General features: G+C 56.9%; 18 protein-coding genes (1 of these 18 only partly in view). 9 read left to right on the top strand and 9 right to left on the bottom strand.

The annotated features are described in order from the left end of the window. Both BOSE62_RS00960 and BOSE62_RS00955 read left to right on the top strand, forming a co-directional pair. On the top strand, nt 1–482 hold the 3' end of the coding sequence (locus tag BOSE62_RS00960; protein WP_159640543.1) for a lipopolysaccharide biosynthesis protein. 1,030 nt of this gene lie to the left of the window's left edge; only the last 482 of its 1,512 coding nucleotides appear in the window; its start codon lies off the left edge, out of view; its stop codon occupies nt 480–482. 108 nt (nt 483–590) lie between these two features. Then, complete coding sequence (locus BOSE62_RS00955; RefSeq protein ID WP_159640540.1) at nt 591–1,397, top strand: sugar phosphate isomerase/epimerase family protein; 807 nt, start codon at nt 591–593, stop codon at nt 1,395–1,397. A gap of 6 nt (nt 1,398–1,403) precedes the next feature. Here BOSE62_RS00955 and BOSE62_RS00950 read toward each other — a convergent pair whose 3' ends face one another. Continuing rightward, a complete protein-coding gene (locus BOSE62_RS00950; protein WP_159640537.1) occupies nt 1,404–1,832 on the bottom strand; it encodes a CBS domain-containing protein in 429 nt (142 codons plus the stop codon). A gap of 121 nt (nt 1,833–1,953) precedes the next feature. Here BOSE62_RS00950 and BOSE62_RS00945 point away from each other — a divergent pair, with 121 nt between their 5' ends. Both BOSE62_RS00945 and BOSE62_RS00940 read left to right on the top strand, forming a co-directional pair. Beyond that, nucleotides 1,954–2,253 carry a hypothetical protein gene (locus BOSE62_RS00945; protein WP_159640533.1) on the top strand — a complete coding sequence of 100 codons (300 nt, stop codon included), beginning with the start codon at nt 1,954–1,956 and terminating at the stop codon, nt 2,251–2,253. Beyond that, on the top strand, nt 2,246–2,662 hold the full coding sequence (locus BOSE62_RS00940; RefSeq protein WP_236553755.1) for an acyl-CoA thioesterase: 417 nt from the start codon (nt 2,246–2,248) through the stop codon (nt 2,660–2,662). The genes BOSE62_RS00945 and BOSE62_RS00940 overlap by 8 nt, the downstream gene beginning before the upstream one ends. 3 nt (nt 2,663–2,665) lie before the next feature. Here the strand turns inward: BOSE62_RS00940 and BOSE62_RS00935 are convergent, their stop codons facing one another. The 3 genes from BOSE62_RS00935 to BOSE62_RS00925 form a co-directional block, all read right to left on the bottom strand. Continuing rightward, complete coding sequence (locus tag BOSE62_RS00935) at nt 2,666–4,234, bottom strand: DUF4139 domain-containing protein (RefSeq protein WP_159640530.1); 1,569 nt, start codon at nt 4,232–4,234, stop codon at nt 2,666–2,668. A gap of 1 nt (nt 4,235) precedes the next feature. Then, complete coding sequence (locus BOSE62_RS00930; protein WP_159640527.1) at nt 4,236–5,615, bottom strand: DUF4139 domain-containing protein; 1,380 nt, start codon at nt 5,613–5,615, stop codon at nt 4,236–4,238. A 62-nt stretch (nt 5,616–5,677) separates the two neighbouring features. Beyond that, nucleotides 5,678–7,252 carry a DUF389 domain-containing protein gene (locus tag BOSE62_RS00925; RefSeq protein ID WP_159640524.1) on the bottom strand — a complete coding sequence of 525 codons (1,575 nt, stop codon included), beginning with the start codon at nt 7,250–7,252 and terminating at the stop codon, nt 5,678–5,680. A gap of 159 nt (nt 7,253–7,411) precedes the next feature. Between BOSE62_RS00925 and BOSE62_RS00920 the strand changes: the two genes are divergently transcribed. Next, the gene (locus BOSE62_RS00920; protein ID WP_159640521.1) at nt 7,412–8,050 is read left to right on the top strand and encodes a TetR/AcrR family transcriptional regulator; all 639 of its coding nucleotides are present in this window, start codon (nt 7,412–7,414) and stop codon (nt 8,048–8,050) included. Here BOSE62_RS00920 and BOSE62_RS00915 read toward each other — a convergent pair. Genes BOSE62_RS00915 through acnA form a run of 3 tightly spaced genes read right to left on the bottom strand, consistent with a single transcriptional unit; the run spans nt 8,047 to nt 11,956 of the window. Next, complete coding sequence (locus BOSE62_RS00915; protein WP_159640518.1) at nt 8,047–8,577, bottom strand: VOC family protein; 531 nt, start codon at nt 8,575–8,577, stop codon at nt 8,047–8,049. The genes BOSE62_RS00920 and BOSE62_RS00915 overlap by 4 nt on opposite strands. Before the next feature lie 2 nt (nt 8,578–8,579). Next, nucleotides 8,580–9,227: a carboxymuconolactone decarboxylase family protein gene (locus BOSE62_RS00910; protein ID WP_159640515.1), complete on the bottom strand. Its 648-nt coding sequence runs from the start codon at nt 9,225–9,227 to the stop codon at nt 8,580–8,582. 47 nt (nt 9,228–9,274) lie between these two features. Beyond that, nucleotides 9,275–11,956: an aconitate hydratase AcnA gene (gene acnA, locus BOSE62_RS00905; protein WP_159640512.1), complete on the bottom strand. Its 2,682-nt coding sequence runs from the start codon at nt 11,954–11,956 to the stop codon at nt 9,275–9,277. Nucleotides 11,957–12,207: 251 nt separating this feature from the next. On the opposite strand from acnA, the gene BOSE62_RS00900 reads away from it, so the two are divergent. Together BOSE62_RS00900 and BOSE62_RS00895 are read left to right on the top strand one after the other, a co-directional pair. Next, nucleotides 12,208–13,305, top strand: coding sequence for a dsDNA nuclease domain-containing protein (locus BOSE62_RS00900; protein WP_159640509.1), 1,098 nt, complete (start codon nt 12,208–12,210; stop codon nt 13,303–13,305). Between the two features lie 41 nt (nt 13,306–13,346). Beyond that, a complete protein-coding gene (locus BOSE62_RS00895) occupies nt 13,347–15,044 on the top strand; it encodes a hypothetical protein (protein WP_201295626.1) in 1,698 nt (565 codons plus the stop codon). Nucleotides 15,045–15,093: 49 nt separating this feature from the next. On the opposite strand, the gene BOSE62_RS00890 is transcribed toward BOSE62_RS00895, so the two are convergent. Further along, the gene (locus tag BOSE62_RS00890; protein WP_159640506.1) at nt 15,094–15,267 is read right to left on the bottom strand and encodes a hypothetical protein; all 174 of its coding nucleotides are present in this window, start codon (nt 15,265–15,267) and stop codon (nt 15,094–15,096) included. A 245-nt stretch (nt 15,268–15,512) separates the two neighbouring features. On the opposite strand from BOSE62_RS00890, the gene BOSE62_RS00885 reads away from it, so the two are divergent. Both BOSE62_RS00885 and BOSE62_RS00880 read left to right on the top strand, forming a co-directional pair. Further along, complete coding sequence (locus tag BOSE62_RS00885) at nt 15,513–16,202, top strand: hypothetical protein (protein WP_159640503.1); 690 nt, start codon at nt 15,513–15,515, stop codon at nt 16,200–16,202. Between the two features lie 395 nt (nt 16,203–16,597). Beyond that, nucleotides 16,598–16,870: a hypothetical protein gene (locus tag BOSE62_RS00880; protein WP_159640500.1), complete on the top strand. Its 273-nt coding sequence runs from the start codon at nt 16,598–16,600 to the stop codon at nt 16,868–16,870. Between the two features lie 362 nt (nt 16,871–17,232). On the opposite strand, the gene BOSE62_RS00875 is transcribed toward BOSE62_RS00880, so the two are convergent. Further along, on the bottom strand, nt 17,233–17,991 hold the full coding sequence (locus BOSE62_RS00875) for a competence/damage-inducible protein A (RefSeq protein ID WP_159640497.1): 759 nt from the start codon (nt 17,989–17,991) through the stop codon (nt 17,233–17,235). Between the last annotated feature and the right edge of the window lie 8 nt (nt 17,992–17,999).

The following is a 17,999-nucleotide window of genomic DNA, read 5'->3' as shown; positions in this document are numbered from 1 at the left end:
CGGTGATGACGCTGCAGATATTGTTCACCCCGGCGAACAATGCGCTCGGCCGTCCGAAAATTACCGCCCGCACCAACATGTTCGGGGCAATCCTGATGCCGGTCACTTTCCTGATCGGCATACAATATGGTGTCTATGGACTGGCCTGGAGCTGGGTCATCGCCTTTCCGTTGCTGACTTTGTTCACCTTTTCCCAGTCGAACCGCCATATCGGCGTCACCGCCTGGGAGATCGGCAAAGCGGTATGGCCGGGCCTGTCGGCATCGATCGCCATGGCTGCGATCGTCTATCTGGTCGATCAGTTGCTGCCGGAGATGATCGTCTACGCGCGGCTGGCATTGCTGGTCGCTACTGGCGGGCTCGCTTATGCCGGACTATTGTATATTCTTGCGAGACCGACCTTGTTCGAGGTGATCCGGCTGATCGTCCGGCGCAAGCCGCCGGAACCCGTACCGGCCGATCTGGAAGCGGAAACGATATAGGCCGATTCATGCGCGCGCCGGCCGCGCCCCCGTGACCGGCCGGCGGCCAAATCCCCCCTGATCAAAATGGCCATTGCCCGATGGCGACGAACCCGCCAGCGTGCAGCCATGGCCCATATCCTATCCCTCGCGGCGGGCAGCTTGCCCGAATTTCAACCGGCAGATGTGGCGCAGGCCGCGGGACGGGCTGGCTTCAGCCATGTCGGATTCACGATCGAGCCTGAGCAATGGACGGCAGAACGCCGGCGGGCGACGCGCGATGCCCTCCGCGCCCATGATCTGTCGGTGCTCGATGTCGAAGTCGTGTGGATTGCGGAAGGCGGCCAGTTGACCGACGATCACAGACTGATTGTCGACGCGGCTCTGGAACTCGGCGCAGCCAATATACTGGTGGTCAGCGCGGAACCCGACCGGGGCCGGACCGCCGATGCCCTGCGCCGGCTGTGCGAATGGGCCGCGCCCGGCCAGATCCGGGTGGCGCTGGAATTTCTGATGATCACCGCGGTGCAGTCGATGGATGACGCGCTCGCCACATTGCGCGAGACCGATCATCCGGCGGCGGCGCTGCTGATCGACACGATTCACTTCCAGCGGGCCGGCCACAGGCCCGAAGAACTGGAAGAATTGGAAGCATGTTTGTTGCCCTACACGCAAATCTGCGATGGCCATACGGATTGCGCCGCAAATTTCGAAGCCTATCTGGAAGATGCAGTCGATTTGCGCAGCTGTCCGGGTGAGGGAGAGCTGCCCGTGGCCGATATTATCAAGGCCTTGCCGCAGGACATCCCGCTCAGTCTGGAAGTGCGGTCCAAAGCCTATCGGGACCGGTTCGCCGACGCAACCGAGCGTGCAAAAATGTTGCGCCAGGCGAGTCTGGCCTATCTGGGGCAGCACGGCATAGACCTCGCCGGATGACAGGCTCTAGGCTGACTGGATATAGTCCCGCATCGCCGCCGCTTCGCTTTCGATCTTGTCGATCCGGTATTTGACCAGATCACCGATCGAGACAAAACCGACCAGCTTGCCATCCTCGACCACCGGCAGATGGCGGATCCGCCTTCGGGTCATCAGCGACAGGGCCCCCATGACGCTCTTGGTTCGTTCGACCGAAATCACATCCGCTGTCATCACATCGCGAACCGCATGATCCATCGCCGCATGCCCGAATTTGCGCAGGCAGTGAAGGACGTCGCGTTCGGAGAATATGCCAGCCACGCTGTCTCCATCCAGCACCGGCAGCGCGCCGATACTCTTTTCCGCCAGAATCTCCACCGCCTGCGAGACTGTCATGTCGGCGGTGCAACTATATATTTCGCCGCTGCGTCCCTGCAAAATTGAATTTATGGTCATTGCGCCTCTCCTCGGTTCTGATTCTGTTTAGTTCACGCCTTTTAACATATTTTTGAAAGTGATTGGGCTTGATGGTAACAGGATTCCCGTTCAATGCACTGAAAACCACCGGAGTCCCTCCTTGCCCCAGCCTTCCCGCCTTGACGATCCGCATTATGCCAGCTTTGCATGGGCCCGATACTGGCGCCTGATGCGCGGAATGGCGCTGTTCACCCTGGCCTGCGTCGCCGTGTCTCTCGGGATTCTATTCTACCTGCACGGCTTCGTCTCGATCCACATGTATCTCGCCACAGCGGCCGGCATCGCCTTCGCGCTGATGCTGATGGCCGGCCTGATGGGGCTCGTGTTCCTGTCGAGCGGCACCGGCCATGACGAATCGATCGACGACCCGGTATCAAAGGAAATTTCGCCCGATGAGTAAGGATGATCTGGACGCGCTGGCGAAAATGCAGCCGGTATTGCGGGTTGCTCCACAGCCACGCGATCTGAACAACAATGGTCATATTTTCGGCGGCTGGGTGCTGTCGCAAATGGACATCGCCGGCGGTATCATGGCGGCACGCGTCGCGCAGGGTTCCACCGCCACCGTGGCGATCGAGGCGATGGAATTTATCGCACCGATCCTGACCCGCGACCTGATTTCGGTCTATGCCCGGGTCGACCGGATTGGCAGGACATCGGTTGCGATTCGGCTGGATGTTATCGCGTCGCGCAATCTCGGCGAAGAGCGCGTCCCGGTAACCAGCGGCCTGTTCACCTTCGTTGCCCTAGATGAAAATCACAATCCGCGCGTGATCCCGGAGACTTCCAGAGAAAAATATCTCGGCTAGCGGCTATTTGCGCCGCTCGACCCGATAGGTCAGCACCCGCTCGCTATTCGGCGGCAGGGTCACCTTCCAGAGATCCACGCCGTCTTTGCGCGTGAGCCTGTGACTGGTTTTCCTGAACCGCTCGCTATCGCTGCGCAACAACTTGATTTCCACCTGCGCGGGTAACCGGGACGCATTGGTCAGGGTCAACCGCATGTCACGCGCCTGTTTTTTCTCGTCATCAACCTGCGCCAATTGCTCGACAATGGTCTTCACCTGGTCGCTTGAACCAATGGTGACCTCGACCAGCTCGTCGATCGCCTTGTCGTCAAAACTGCCTTCGCCGAGCAGCATCCGCGCACCGTCAACATTCCGGAACGCGATCAGTTTCCCCGCAGGTAGCGGCACGCCCAGCTGGTCCCGCTTGCGGTTCTCGAAACGCAGGGTAGTCGCCAGTGATCGGGCCGGTTGGGCATTGGTCGCCCGTATTATAGTTTCATATATTTGCGTAAAGGGGATCGCCGATTTCTCCAGAAACGCAACCTGCTTCTGGCTTTGCGCTGCCACTGTGACCGGCACCGGTATCCGATAGAGCTTGAGATCACCGAGGTCCTCCTGCTTCGCCATCACCTTGCGCGCCGTGACCGTTATATTATCTGCCATCATCGCCGGGGCAGGTGGTGGTGGAGGAGGTGGTGGAGCAGCGCCAAAGGCCTCGCGCCGTTGCACATATTGCGCGATAATATCGCTGCTTGTTCCGTCGGGCCAGCAAGCCAGGTTCACGCTTCCGCCACTCGCCGGTGCTATATTGTCGCGCCCCTTATTGGGTTGGCCCGCCACCGTCTGGGTTTGCGCCTGGACAAAGGATGTTTCGTCACCATTGGCCAGCGTCACCCAGGAGAAGAGGTTCAGGTGCGAGCCATCGTCAGAAATATCGGCGACATAATTGGCCTGCCAGTCGAAGCCGGTGGCCAGATAGGATAATGTCACCGTTGCGCGGGTTGCTGTCTTCACCCTGCTTTTCACTGACAATGTCGGTTTGGCCGAAAGACCTTCCGGTATCGCCGGGTAGACAATGGCCTCGTTCAACCCGGTACATTGTAATGCCTCGAATCCATCGGCCGTCTGTATCACCATGCCGCCACCGGCATCGGTCCGGATCGTCGCATCAAATATTTCGGTTTCGCCGGTTGCGCCGCTGCTCCGCCGGATCGTGACGCCCTGCCCCAGATAGCTGTTGAGTAAGGCCGAAGGTGAAAGCAGCGCCGCATCCCGGTTTTTCTCGATGATGTCATCCGGCAGACCGGTAACGATCGCCGATTGCGGAATAATCCCCCCCGCGACACCTTCGAACCGCAGGTCCACCTCGCCCTCCGGCAAGTCAATCGTGCGCTGTTCGGTGATCAGCGCATAGCCGCCAAGATAGCGAAGGTTCATCGCATTGTTCGGCGCGCGGTCGGGATTGCGGTAGACGGTCACCGAGACCGATCCTGGCCCCTCGGATGTCACGACCTGATGCGCGTGACCGGATTGCGCCGCGGCGGGAGCCGAGACGGCAAGGATCAGGAAGGCGAAAAATGTTCGCCGCACCATATCAGAACCGGGTCTCGAAAACCGCTGTTACTGTCGTTCGCCCATTGGCGGGCACGGGCACTTTCCAAACAAGCGAATCGGATGACCGCCGCTTACTCGTCATGCTCTCGCTCACGATACGCGTGTCATCCCAGTAAAAGTCGAGGCCGTTCTGGATCAGCGACACCGTAACCGCATCGGGCCGCGCATTGCTGATTTCATAAGTCATACTGGTGCGCCATTTCGATGCGGACAGGCGCTTGCGCTCGGTAACGGTTGGTTTGACTTTGACATCAAAGGCCTCGCCGGTCTTCAGTCCCAGTTCCGACCCCATGGGTGTGTGGCCGATATTATTCTCGCCGATAAATTGCGGCTGGCCGGAGGCATCTTTCATGTAAACCCGGACGGTTCCTGCAGGCAACGCATCCCCCAGTCCTCCGTCGCTGGAAGAACTGAATTCCAGTACGGTGTCCACGCTTTGCGGTTCATTCTGCGTACCTAGCCAGCGATTGCTATATTCATAAATTTTCTGTGCCGAGGCGCCCGTCACATCAAGAAAACTGACCTGTTTGGTCTGGGCATTGGCAATCGTCGTACGAGCCGCCAGTGGATAGAGATAAAAATCACCAAGCGATTCCCGGTCGGCAGTATCGATTCCGGCATTGCGAAGATTGCTACGGGACGGATAATTGCTGCGACCATTCACATTTGGCGTACCGGCGACCAGCAAAGTTTTGGCATTGTCGAAGGTCGTACCGGTATTGTTGGTCAACGTAACCCAGCCCTGCACATCCATCTTGCCGGCCTTCTCATCGAACAGGGCGACATAGTCGGCCTCCCAGCCGAGCCCCGATGTCAGGTAGCTCAGCTGCGCAGGTCGTGTGCCTGCGCGCGAACTGTTCAGGGTCACCGACAGGGTTGGCCGGGCCCGCAAATTCTCCGGAACCTTGTCGAAAATCACCCGTGTCGGCAAGCGATCATCGCGCAACACCTCAATCCGGCTGCCGATTTGCAGTACCACGCCGCCATTCGCGGCCAGCACCTTGGCCCGTTCGCGGGTTTCTGATCCGGTGGCCGGGTTGATCCGGACGATCGTGACCGTTTCGCCAACCGCTTTTTCCATCAGCTTGGAGGGAGACAAAAGATCATAGTCGAAATTCTGCTCGACGATGCCGCTATTCGGAGCGGTGAAACTGACGGTTTCCGCGCGGATCTGTCCGGAAACGCCAGGAAAGGCCTGAACCGACCGGCCTGCCGGAATATTCAGCTGCCGGACATCCTGGACCAGCGCCAGATTGCTGTTGTAGATGGTAACCGAAACGTCACCCTGACCCGAAGACTGGCTAATGGCCGGTGACGCTGCTGTGGCCATCAGCAATCCAGCAAGAACAAAAGGTCGCATATGGTCTCTCCCCCTATCGAAACAAAATGCTAACGCATTGAAAATGAACCTCGTCTAAATGGCTATTGCTCAAGATCGCTGCTTTCCGACGGCGCCAGCCAGCGAAAACTTGTACCAGCGCCCGAAATACCGCGGTCGAATTCTTCAGCCACAGCAATGTTCCTGGCCATGAGAGCCTCCCTCGCCACAGCCCGGTCGGCGGCTGACCCGCTCATTCCCAGAGGCAAATCGATCCGTTCGGATGCCCAGATTATCAAATCCAGATTCTTGCTCGAGGCCGGGTCCACCGAACCATTGGCAATCTTCACTCCCGGCAGCGCAATGGCCGGCGGCTGCAATCTGATGCTCCAGTCCTTGGCTCCTGAAGCCACTCGCTGTTCCAGCGCATGATACGATGCAAGCGTTGCTCCCGGCAACGGCTTGGCCACCACCACGGCCCGCCTTTTGTTGCTATCGAGCGTCACATCATCAACCGGAACCCCGGCGATGAGGGCAAGATTTTCCCGCAATCGGGTCAGCTGAATTTCGGCTTCCCGGGCCTGCGCCTGGGTCTTGGCCGCGGCAAGCTCGGCCGACTGGGCATCCTCGCCGGTTTCGACCTTGAACTGGTCGACATTGACAATGATCGAACGGCCCAGGGACCTGCTCAGTACCCGTGAACTCTGTTCGGCCGCACCAGCGATAATCGTGGGCGTGAATACGGTGGCGTTAACCGTTATCGGATCGGCATCGAAATCTATCTCGATCTGCGAAACGCTGGCGCGCTTGCCGAACTGGTCCTTGATATAGCCGTTGGCGGAGCGCGAGACATTGGCTTCCCAGGCAATCTGGCGCAGCGAAAGACCAAGCGGGATCGCCAGCGCAATGAAAACGATCACCATGGCAGCAATCTGGAATTGCGACTGCCGTTCGGAGAGATAGGAGCGGAAGCCATAGAGCCAGGCCATCGCGGTGGCGGTCAGCGCAATCGTCATCAGGTTGGTGAAAAACAACAGCAGGGAGCCACCGAACACGGCCCAGTTGAAGGTTGCGAGTCCGAAGCCGACAACCGCGAGCGGTGGCATCAGAGCGGTGGCGATGGCGACGCCGACGATCGTTCCCATCCGGCCGCGGATCATCGCATAGGCACCGGCCAGAGCAGAGAAGAGCGCGACCAGCAGATCGAACAGATTGGGCCGCGTCCGTGCAGCGATTTCGGCAGTGACCGTTTGCAGTGGTGACATGGTAACGACCAGACCGGCGAACAAGATCGAGATAATGCTCCCCAGAATGATCGCCTTGCCGCTTTCTTTCAGCCAGGCAGAATCACCAACCGCGAGCGCGAATCCTGCGCCCATGATCGGTCCCATCAAGGGCGACAGCAGCATGGCGCCGATTACGACGGCGGGAGAAGACAACAGCAAACCCAATATGGCGATGCCGGCCGACATCGATGTCATAAAGGCAAAATGGGGCGTGAATCCGCTGTCTTCCCGGACCTTGTCGATCACCGCCTGTTGATTGACATCAGCGCGGACAACCATCCGCCACCAGCGACGGAACAGGCGGATACTGCCGGTGACCGGATCCAGCAAACCGGATGGTTTCTTGGGTGTTAGAGTTTCCGGACTTGCCGTGTTTTCCTGATCGTCTTTCATCGCGTCACTTTAGCCGCGAAAAATGACGACGAATAGATAAAGATTACCTCCGGCGTAGTTGAAAAATGAAGGCTTTCGTCTTTTATCATAAAACTGTATCACCTATATATATCACGCGGCTATATCGCCGTGTCATATATCCTGGGGAGGAGACAGTCTATGCCACGTCCCGAAACCGACATTGCTGCCACGCGAGCGAAAATAATCGCTGCCGCCGACAAGATGATCGAAGAACGCGGTGCCATCAGCTTCACAATGAGCGACCTCGCATCCGCGGTGGGCATGTCGCCATCGAACCTGTATCGCTTTTTCGAAAGCAAGGACGCGCTGGCGGAAGCCATGGCGGGAGAATGGTTTGCCGAATTGCTGGCGATCATGGAGGAGCTGGTAACTGCAGACATGCCGGTGGAAGAAAAGCTCTACCAGTTTTTCGCCCGGCGCGTTGTGATAAAGCGGGAGCGTTACGAGGAAGACCCCGAGCTTTTCGAATCCTATATGGAACTCGGCAACGAGCATTTTGACGTGATTAAGGGCTATGTCGATCTGGCCGATCACTATATGGCCTCGATTCTCGCCGAGGCGATGGACAAGGGCTATTTCAAGGGGCTGGACCTCGACACGGTCGTGTCCCTGGTCAACACCATGATGCAGCCCTTCTGCAATCCCCAGCTCATGATGCAGATGATGCATCTGGCGACCGAAGATCGTCTCCGGATCGTGATCAACACGATCCTGACCGGACTGCAGGCGAACAGCGAATCTGCCAGCGCCAAACCGGAACTTTATGTCGCCAGCTAAGCGTCTGTGGCCAGCCACTGTTTCATCATCGCCGGTGGCGGCGACGGTTTCATTTCGCTTTCGTCCAGCGCAGCCAGAGCGCGCTGGCGGTCAGCATCAGTGAAGCTGCCGGTGGTCAGGCAGAATTCCACCATATTGCCATTGGGATCGCGCGTGTAGACGGAGTGGCACCAATTATGGTCGATCTCCAGCACGTCGAGACCGGCGGCGTTCCACTTCTCGCGCCAGGCGATGAGTTCCTCGGGCGTATCGACGGCAAAGCTGTAATGGTTGGTGCCCTGGGGCGTTCCGGCGGCTTCGTTGAGATCGAACTTATATCCGACTTCTCCGGGTGTATCATTGAGCTCCCAGAAAGCGATGAACCGGCTGTCATCGCCATCCATCCGATAGAAAAAATGCTTGCCCCAGCCGCCGCCCATCACCGGCGCGATTTCGACCTTGACTAGTTCGAAGCCCATCACCCCTTCGTAAAAGGCGTGGATGGCTTTCATGTCCTTCGCCGCGAGGGCGAGATGGTGATAGCTCATGGCTAGGCTCCTTTCCGTTTGTCGACCATGCCCATGACGTCGGCGGTTGCACCATCGGGGGCTGGCACTTCGACCACGCGTTCCGGCACATCGTCAAATTCCAGTTTCAGCGCCCGGCTCATCACCGCGTGCATCATATAGGTGCAGGTGATGTAGGTCAGTTCGAGTATCTCGACTTCGCCCAGATGCTTTTTCAGCGCCGCGAAAACACCATCGGGTACCCTGCCCCGTTCGAGCACCAGACAATCGGTATAAGCGAGCACCGCCCGCTCGACATCGCTGAAACAGTCGGCGACCTGCCAGTCGGGGATCGCCTGGACCTGCTCCTCGGAATAGCCCTCGAAGCGCATGGCCTTGCTGTGTTGGGAATAGACGAATTGTGATCCCACGGCATAGCCGGCGCGGATCTGGCCAAGCTCGCGCAATTTGGGGTCGAGTTTGCGATTGGGCGAACGGTAGAAACCGAAACCCTCGCTGCTATGTCTGAAAGCGTCGGGGACCTGGGCGAAGACGGTCCACCAGTTGCCCGGTGTCCCGGTTGCCGTGCCGGGTTCCGCCACCGGATCGCGATCGCCGAACAATATATTGTAAAGACCGAGGACATAGTCGTCGGTGACTTCGGCTCGCGGTATTTCGCGCAGTCGGGGCATAGAGTCTCTCTCCTATGCCCCGACTATGCACAATTTGATGCGGCTGACTAGCTCGCGAGATTCCGCAGCACATAATGCAGGATGCCGCCGTTGAGGAAATATTCCATTTCATTGGCGGTATCGATCCGGCAAATCGTCCGGAAAGTCGAGGTCGTGCCGTCGGCGCGGGTCATTTCGACTTCCACTTCCTGCAGCGGTTTCAGCGTTGCGACGCCCTTGATGGAGAAGCTTTCGCTGCCATCGAGGCTGAGAAGTTCGCGATCAAATCCCTCGGCGAACTGCAAGGGAAGAACGCCCATGCCGACAAGGTTCGAACGGTGGATCCGCTCGTAGCTTTCGACGATAACAGCGCGGACGCCGAGCAGGTTGGTGCCCTTCGCCGCCCAGTCACGCGAGGAACCGGTGCCATACTGTTCACCGCCGATGACGACTAGCGGCGTGCCGTCGGCCTTGTGCTTCATCGCGGCGTCGTAGATCGGCATGATCTCGCCATTATATTTGGTGTAACCGCCCTCTTTTCCGTCGGCCATTTCGTTTTTGATTCTGATGTTGGCGAAAGTGCCTCTCATCATGACTTCGTGGTTGCCGCGGCGGGAGCCGTAGCTGTTGAAGTCCTGCTTGCTAACCTGATGATTTTTCAGATATTCTCCGGCAGGGCTGTCCTCCTTGATCGCGCCGGCTGGCGAGATGTGGTCGGTGGTAATGCTGTCACCCAGCAGGGCCAGCGTCTTCGCCGCGATGATATCGCCGACCGGTTCGGGGGTCATCGTCATGCCGTCGAAATAAGGCGGATTGGCAACATAGGTCGAGCCCGCGCGCCACTGATAGGTATCGCCGCCGGTGACGTCGATATCCTGCCAGGCCGCGTCGCCCTTGTACACATCGGCATAGCGGCTCATGAACATTTCGCGGTTGACCGCTCCGCCCATCGCCTCGTTGACCTCTGCGTTGGTCGGCCAGATATCCTTGAGATAGACGTCCTGCCCGTCGCTGCCCTGGCCAATCGGCGTTTCATACATGTCCTGGCGGACCGTACCCTTCAGCGCATAGGCGACCACCAGCGGTGGCGAGGCGAGATAATTGGCCTGCACGTCCTGCGACACGCGACCTTCAAAGTTGCGGTTGCCCGACAGCACCGACGCGGCGACAATGCCATTGTCGTTGATCGCCTTGCTGATCGGCGCCGGCAGCGGGCCGCTGTTGCCGATACAGGTGGTGCAGCCATAGCCGACCAGGTTGAAGCCGAGATAATCCAGATCATCCTGCAATCCCGCCTTGTTGAGATAGTCGGTCACGACCTGCGATCCCGGCGCCAGCGAGCTTTTCACCCATGGCTTGCGCTGCAGACCCTTTTCCCGCGCTTTCTTCGCGACCAGACCGGCGGCGATCAGCACGCTCGGGTTGGAGGTGTTGGTGCAGCTGGTAATCGCGGCAATCGCGACATCGCCATGGGCAAAGCCGTGATCGCTGCCCTCGACATCGACCCGCTTGCCATCATCCTCGACACCGAAGACCTTCTGCAGGTCGCGGTTGAATTCCTCGTCCAGCTCGCTCATCGACACGCGCTGCTGCGGCAGTTTCGGACCGGAGAGCGACGGCACGACGCTGCTGATGTCCAGCTCCAGCGTCTTGGTGTAGATCGCGTCCTTGGTGGTTTCGTCATAGCGCCAGAAGCCCTGCTCCCGCGCATAGGCTTCGGTCAGCGCGATTTCGTCGGCGCTGCGGCCGGTCAGTTCGAGATATTCCAGCGTCTTTTCGTCGATCGGGAAATAGCCGCAGGTCGCGCCATATTCCGGCGCCATATTGGCAATCGTCGCGCGATCGGCGAGCGAGAGTTCCTTCAGCCCCGGACCGTAAAATTCGACGAAGCTGCCGACCACGCCGACTTCGCGCAGCATCTGCACGCAGGTCAGCACCAGATCGGTCGCGGTAATGCCCTCGGCCAGCTTGCCGGTCAGCTTGAAACCGACCACCGGCGGAATCAGCATCGAGACCGGCTGGCCGAGCATCGCGGCTTCCGCCTCGATTCCGCCCACGCCCCAGCCGAGCACACCGAGACCGTTGATCATCGTGGTGTGGCTGTCGGTGCCGACGCAGGTGTCGGGATAGGCGACCAGATTGCCGTCGGCATCTTTCGACGACCAGACCGCTTTCGCGATATATTCGAGATTCACCTGGTGGCAGATACCGGTTCCCGGCGGCACCACGGAGAAATTGTCAAACGCCTGCGAACCCCATTTCAGAAATTCGTAACGCTCCATGTTGCGCTGATATTCCAGCGCCACATTATTTTCAAAAGCCTGCGGCGTGCCGAATTCGTCGACCATCACCGAGTGATCGATGACCAGATGCACCGGCACCTGCGGGTTGATCTTTTCAGCATCCCCACCCAACGCCTTGATCCCGTCGCGCATCGCCGCGAGGTCAACCACGGCGGGCACACCGGTGAAGTCCTGCATCAGCACGCGGGCCGGGCGGTACTGAATTTCCGCCGCGCTCTTCGCTTCCTTCTGCCAGTCCACCACCGCCTGCGCATCCTTCGCGTCCACGGTAAAGCCGCCATCCTCGAATCGCAGCATATTCTCCAGCAGCACTTTCAGCGTATAAGGCAGCTTGTCGATATTGCCGAGCTTTTCGGCGGCCTTGGCGAGCGAATAATAGCTATATTCGGTGCCGTTGACGCTGAGCGTCGAGCGGGTGCCGAGTGAGTCTTTGCCGGTGGTTGTCATGGATTTTTTGCTCCGTGTTTTATCGTTGGTTCAACCGAATGGGGAGAGCGCTGCGGGCAGCGCGAAACGGTTGGTGAGTCGGGTTTGGGTGGGCTTTAGCGCAGGGGGGTTAAAGGCGCAACGGTCAGATACCCTCCTAGAGTAATGGAGTTATGCACAAAATCTCAACTAGAACTTGAAGCCATTGTCCACTCAAGGACCGATTTATATTGATAATCAGAGCACCGGTCTTCATACAATTTCGATATATTATGTCTTTGCCAAACAAATTAGCTGGTGAACCACTTAGAGAGACCTCTGGATCTCTGACTCAAGCTCGCTTTGATTTCCAAACCTATTGGGGCCTGGCCCTCATCTGCAAGCAACATTTGAGCGATGAGAATTATGCTGTTTTGTTTGAATTTCATGACGATATAGTTTTGCTCGATGATTTCGAATCCCCAAAAACTGCCGACTTCTTCCAAGTAAAAACAAAATCGTCGACAGCACTGTGGTCACTCGCCGATTTAAAATACCGGAAGAAAAAAGCAGTTAAAAAGAACGTTGAACAAGATCCAGAAACTGAAACGCATCTGCCATCCATCTTAGGCAAAATGTTTGATAATATCGAAAAATTTGGAGATTACATTTCGTCGGTATGTTTTGTTTCAAATGCTCCGTGCGGCTTGAACATCTCGTCGACAAATTTTCGTTTCAAAGATTGCAATCCAAGCGACTTTGCGAAAATCGCAGAAGCAGTAAAATCCGAATACCCGAACGCAACTGATGCGCAGATTTCGCTTTTGGGATTTGAAAAAACTGAACTGAGTTTGGAAGACCCAGCAACGCACGCCAAAGGCAAACTACATGACCTTGTGACAGTAAATTTGGGTGCGACTGAATTTGACCTTGAAACGCTTTTCAAAGCAATTGTGAGCGAATGTCGGAAGAAGTCCATATTCAAAGACCAGTTAAATTCATTCGAACATATCGTTCAGAAAAAAGGAATTTCTCGATCAGATGTGCAGTCTTGGCTTGACAGTGTTCAAGCCACATCGATGATGCCAGCTTGGTCTGAAATTGCACCAGAACTTCATTGTGGAATTTTGGAAAAACTGAAAATTCGGGATCAGTGGCAATCATATAGAGCTCAAGCGCTTGATCCGGGGAATGAGTCTATTCGACTTGCGCGGCTATACATTCGAAAGCAATTGGAAAAGGCATCGTCTGATATTTCATCATTGACGATTCTTGTCGACGAAACAGCAGAAGAAATAAAAGAAGTATGTGCTCCCCTTATTGTACCGTTCAGTAGTTACAGACTTAAAGCGATGGTGATTTATGAAATATATTCGAGAGACAAAGACTGAAAATTTCAAACGCTTGATTAGAAGTCTCAGGAAGAACCGACATGAAAAACTTAAAATTTCAACAGCTCTCTCTGTTATCGCGAAGAGAAAAGAAGGCGAGAGTTGAGACATTTTCGGAATTCGATAACGCAGTAATTGGACAGAATGACACAGGGAAATCGTCTTTCATAAAATCCATTTATGCTGCTTTCGGGGCAGATCCAGCAAAAAACAATGACACTTGGCGTACTGCCCAAGCCAATATATTGTTGGATTTCACAATCGACAATCAAGCTTACAGGATATTGCGGTCTGGAAACCTATTTGGCATATTTGATCCTGACAACAATCTCTTAATTTCAGGATCCAGCGTCACAAAGGTAATTGGACCATTTGTGGCAGAACTTCTCGATTTTAAACTAAAATTAAGTCCAAGGTTCGGATCTCCAGTTGTTCCTCCACCAGCATTTTGTTTTTTACCCTTCTATGTTGACCAAGACTCTGGGTGGCAGAAAACTTGGTCTTCCTTTGAATCCCTTCAAATGTTCACGAAACATGCGGACACAATGTCAAATTTCCATACGGGAATACGCCCGAAGGAATATTATATCGCCAAAGCGGCCAGAGATGAGGCCCAAAGGTTACTCAAACAGCTTGAAGAAGAGCGTTCAGCGTTGGAACGAGCAGCAAAAAGGCTCGAGGGTTCACGTGATCCAATGGGTATTGCTTTGGAACCAGAGTTGTTTGAATTGCGTATCAAAGCGTTGTTAGAAAAAACCAATACGCTTCAGGAAAAATATGACGAAATCAAAGAGCGGTTAGGACGAAAAAGCTCAAAGAGGTCTTTGGTCGTCGAAGAAATTGAGATCACAAAATCTGCGCTCAGGGAGCTCGACTCAGATTTTCAATATACTGATAAAGTTATCGAGGACATAGTAGTCTGCCCGACTTGCGGTACTGAACATCAAAACGATTTCGTCAATCGATTTGGTTTAGTTGCAGATGCGGATGCTTGCCGAACTTTCCTTTCTGAAGCGCGTGAAGCCTTAATAAAAATCGAAAAAGATATGAACTCGGAGTTGGCTAGGCTCAAAACTTATGGCGATCAAATTTCAGAAATTGACGAGATTCTGGAGGAGGCACGGGGTGAAGTGACATTGAGAGACATGCTCAAGGACGAAAGTGAAAGGCTCATTGATGGGACCATCAAAGAGGGATTTGCTGAACTTGATGCAGATATCCGAAGTCAGCAATCTAAAATAGAACGATCAGAAGGAGAAATGGCGACCATTTCAAACACCAAGCGTCGAGCAGGAATAGTTGATTTCTATGCGGATAAATTAGCAAAATTTGTTAAAATTCTTGATGCTGACACGTTGAAAAAGCGCGACTATAAAACGGTAAATCCAACAATCCATGAAACTGGAAGCGATCTACCACGCGCCCATCTCGCCTACTATTATGCCATTCTTCATACGATAAAGGAATATTCTACGAGTTGTATGTGTCCGATCATAATTGATACTCCAATCCAACAAGATCAAGATGAAGCAAACGCCAAGAAAATGATCGACTTTGCGTTTTCACAGAAACCTGAGGGAGCCCAAGTAATATTGGGCACGGTGAGTTTGCATGGTGTCAAAATCGAAGACAAAGTTATTAGCATGAAAACGAAAAAATCACTACTCTCGAGCAATGCCTACAATCTGGTGTTAGAGGATATGGATCCGCTTTTGGATAAATTGCTAACCGCAAGTTAAATTACGGTGACAGGCGCAACAATCCCCAACGAGGGAATTGATAAAACCCCTAAACCTCCCTGTCCTGATGGCAGAATATGCCGACGATATTCACGCTGGCTGCTGTCACCTCATAGCCGATGGTAAAATGATATTTGAGCGTGGCGATCCGGCGAAAATCTTCGCCATCGACTTGCTGACCCAGATTAATTATGTAATTACGGTGACAGTTTACTAAATGCACTAATTACCGATCCGACAGGACTGTTCTGGGCGCCGCCCTTCGGCGGCGAACAACCCGCTCAACCCACCACCGAGTTACGGTGACAATTTACCAAATCCACCAATTAACACTCGAACGGGGGATAGGCTCGTTTTGCTGAACCTCGTCATCCTGAACCTGGTTCAGGATCCCTTGAGATTATGCTGTGCCGGTGGGGGTCCTGAAACGAGTTCAGGATGACGACTCATGTAATGACGACGGTGAATATGGCAAAGAAACCCAGGAACCCACTCACGAATAGCCCTCGCAAACCCCGCCACGACGGCTGGACCGAGGCGCGGAAGAAGACGTTTCTGGCGGTGCTGCGCGAAAGCGGCTGTGTCGCCGACGCCTGCCGGGTGGCGGGGATTTCGACGACCTCGGCCTATCGGCTGCGGCGGCGCGATCCGGCGATGGCGGAGCTCTGGGACGCGGCGCTGGCCGACGGGCTGCGCGGGCTGGTCGCGGTGGCGCACGAACATGCAACCATCGGCAAGGAGACGGTGATCTACCGGGGCGGAGCGGAGGTCGAGCGGCGGGTGGCGCCGTCGGATTCGCTGATGGCGCTGCTGATCAAGCGCGGCGATCTCGGCGGGCGGATCGGATCGCGCACCGCCGACCAGGTGATCACCTGGGAAGAATGGCAGGACGGCGTGCGCTTTGACGCCGAGGGCAAGAAGATCGACGAGCGCGAGGAGGCGGAACAGGTGCGCGCCTCGCTCGACCGGAAGCTGGACGCCATGCGGCGGGGATTTCTGGCGCGGGACGCAAGGGAGCGCGAGGCGGAGAACGCGCGGCTGCACGCGGCAGAGGAGCGGATCCGGGCGGCCGAACAGCGGGCGGCGGAGCTGGAGGCACGAAATGCGGCGGGGCGCGGCGGCCGAGGGGAAGCAAGCGAGCGGCACTCGGCATCCTGAACCGGGTTCAGGATGCCGTGAGATCGGGCGGTGCCGGTGGGGGGCCTGAGCCGAAGGCCAGCGCGAGGGAAACGCGTTCAGGATGAGGATGACAGGCCCCTTGAAAGGGGAACCGCTTTCCTTCCCCTCCCCGCATCCATCCCGAAAACTGCACCGCCGGCGCAACCTCCGCGCGGGGGCGGCGTTTCATGGGGTGGCAATAATATTTTGATGGAGGCCGATATGGCAAAGCAATCGGACGGGGGGACGAAGGGGAAGAAACAGGAAGCTGCGGCCAATCGGCGTCGCGGGACGCTGCGGCTGGCACTGATGCCGGCGCGGGCGCGGGCCGACGGCGCGGCCGGTCGGTCGCCGCTGGCCGGGCGGCCGGTGATGGCGCCGCGGGGGGCGGGCTGATGGCCTTTACCCAGCTTGACCCGCCGCTGCCGGTGTTTGTTGTCGATCGGGGCAACGGGCTGGCCCACGGGGTGATCGACTATGGGCCGGAACATAATCTGATCTGGGTCACGGCGATCGACGACAGCGGCGAAATCTGGTGCGCGCCGAACCCGATGGTGCGGATGCAGAATAACTGGACCATGGGCCGCAAGCACCGCGACCGTCCGGCTGCGACCGGAGAGCGGCGCGGCGGGGCGGGGGATGTGACGCCGATCTCGCCGGGGTTGTGAGCCGGGGGTGACGTGCAATTACGGTGACCGGGGCAAGAATCCTTTGATTACCCTCTCCGGCTCCCCGCATCGCCCATCGCCCCGATCCAGCGGCCTTTCCTGCACGCTGGCGCTTCCGATATGGGTTCGGCATGGCTGGAAAAAAGCGAGCGGGTGATCCTACGATATCCTGAAACACGTTCAGGATGACGAAGGGAGACGGGAAAGGCCGTTCGTCTCGAGCGCAGTCGAGAGACGGGCCCTGGGCGCCTAATGGTGGATTTGCGCACGGATTCAAGTTTTGCATGCAATCTTGGCTAGCCCTCTCGCCGAGCAAGCAGAGATAGGCCCCTGTCTGCGCAAGGGCACGCGCCCAGCCCGGCCTAAATCCCGCCGTCGGTGACCTCGTAGCCGGCTTCTTCCAGTCCCGCTTTCAGCGCAACGCGGCAGACTTCCAGTTCGTGCGGGTCGGTCGAGCGGACGACGAAATTGGCGCCGACCGTGCCATTGCGGAAGAAGGGGTAGCTGCCGATGACGCAGCTTTCGTGCGCCTTTTCCGCCGCGCGCAGCACATCGGCAATCTCGCTTTCCGGGGCCCAGGCGCCGAGCGTCACGCTGAGCAAGGGCGCGCCGCCCTCGAGCGTGCCGGTGAGGGCGTCGAGCATGCCGGCGGTGATATGGGGCACGCCAGCCATCAAGAACAGATTCTCGATGCGGATGCCGGGCGCGCCGGACATGCGGTTCTCGATCAGTTCGGCGCCCTCGGGCACGCGGGCCATCCGCAGCCGGCCTTCGTTGAGGCCGCCGCGGGTGGCGTAATATTTCTCCAGGATCGCGCGCGCCGTGGGGTGGATCACGACTTCGACGCCCAAAGCCTTCGCAATCGCGTCGACGGTGATATCGTCATGGGTCGGGCCGATGCCGCCGGTGGTGAACAGATAGTCGTTGCGCGCGCGCAATATGTTCACCGCCTCGGCGATATGGTCCATGTCGTCGGCGACCACCCGGACCTCGGCAAGGCGGATGCCCTGGACGTTGAGCCAGCTGGCGATCTGCGCGATATTCTTGTCCTGGGTGCGGCCGGAGAGGATTTCATCGCCGATCACGATCAGCGCGGCGGTCCAGATTTTTTCTTTGCTCATGCCGCTGC

Source organism: Sphingorhabdus sp. 109 (genome assembly GCF_902506555.1).
Taxonomy (GTDB): Bacteria; Pseudomonadota; Alphaproteobacteria; order Sphingomonadales; family Sphingomonadaceae; genus Parasphingorhabdus.
Note: the sequence above shows the minus strand (reverse complement) of the source record. Positions and strands in the feature narration are given on the sequence as shown.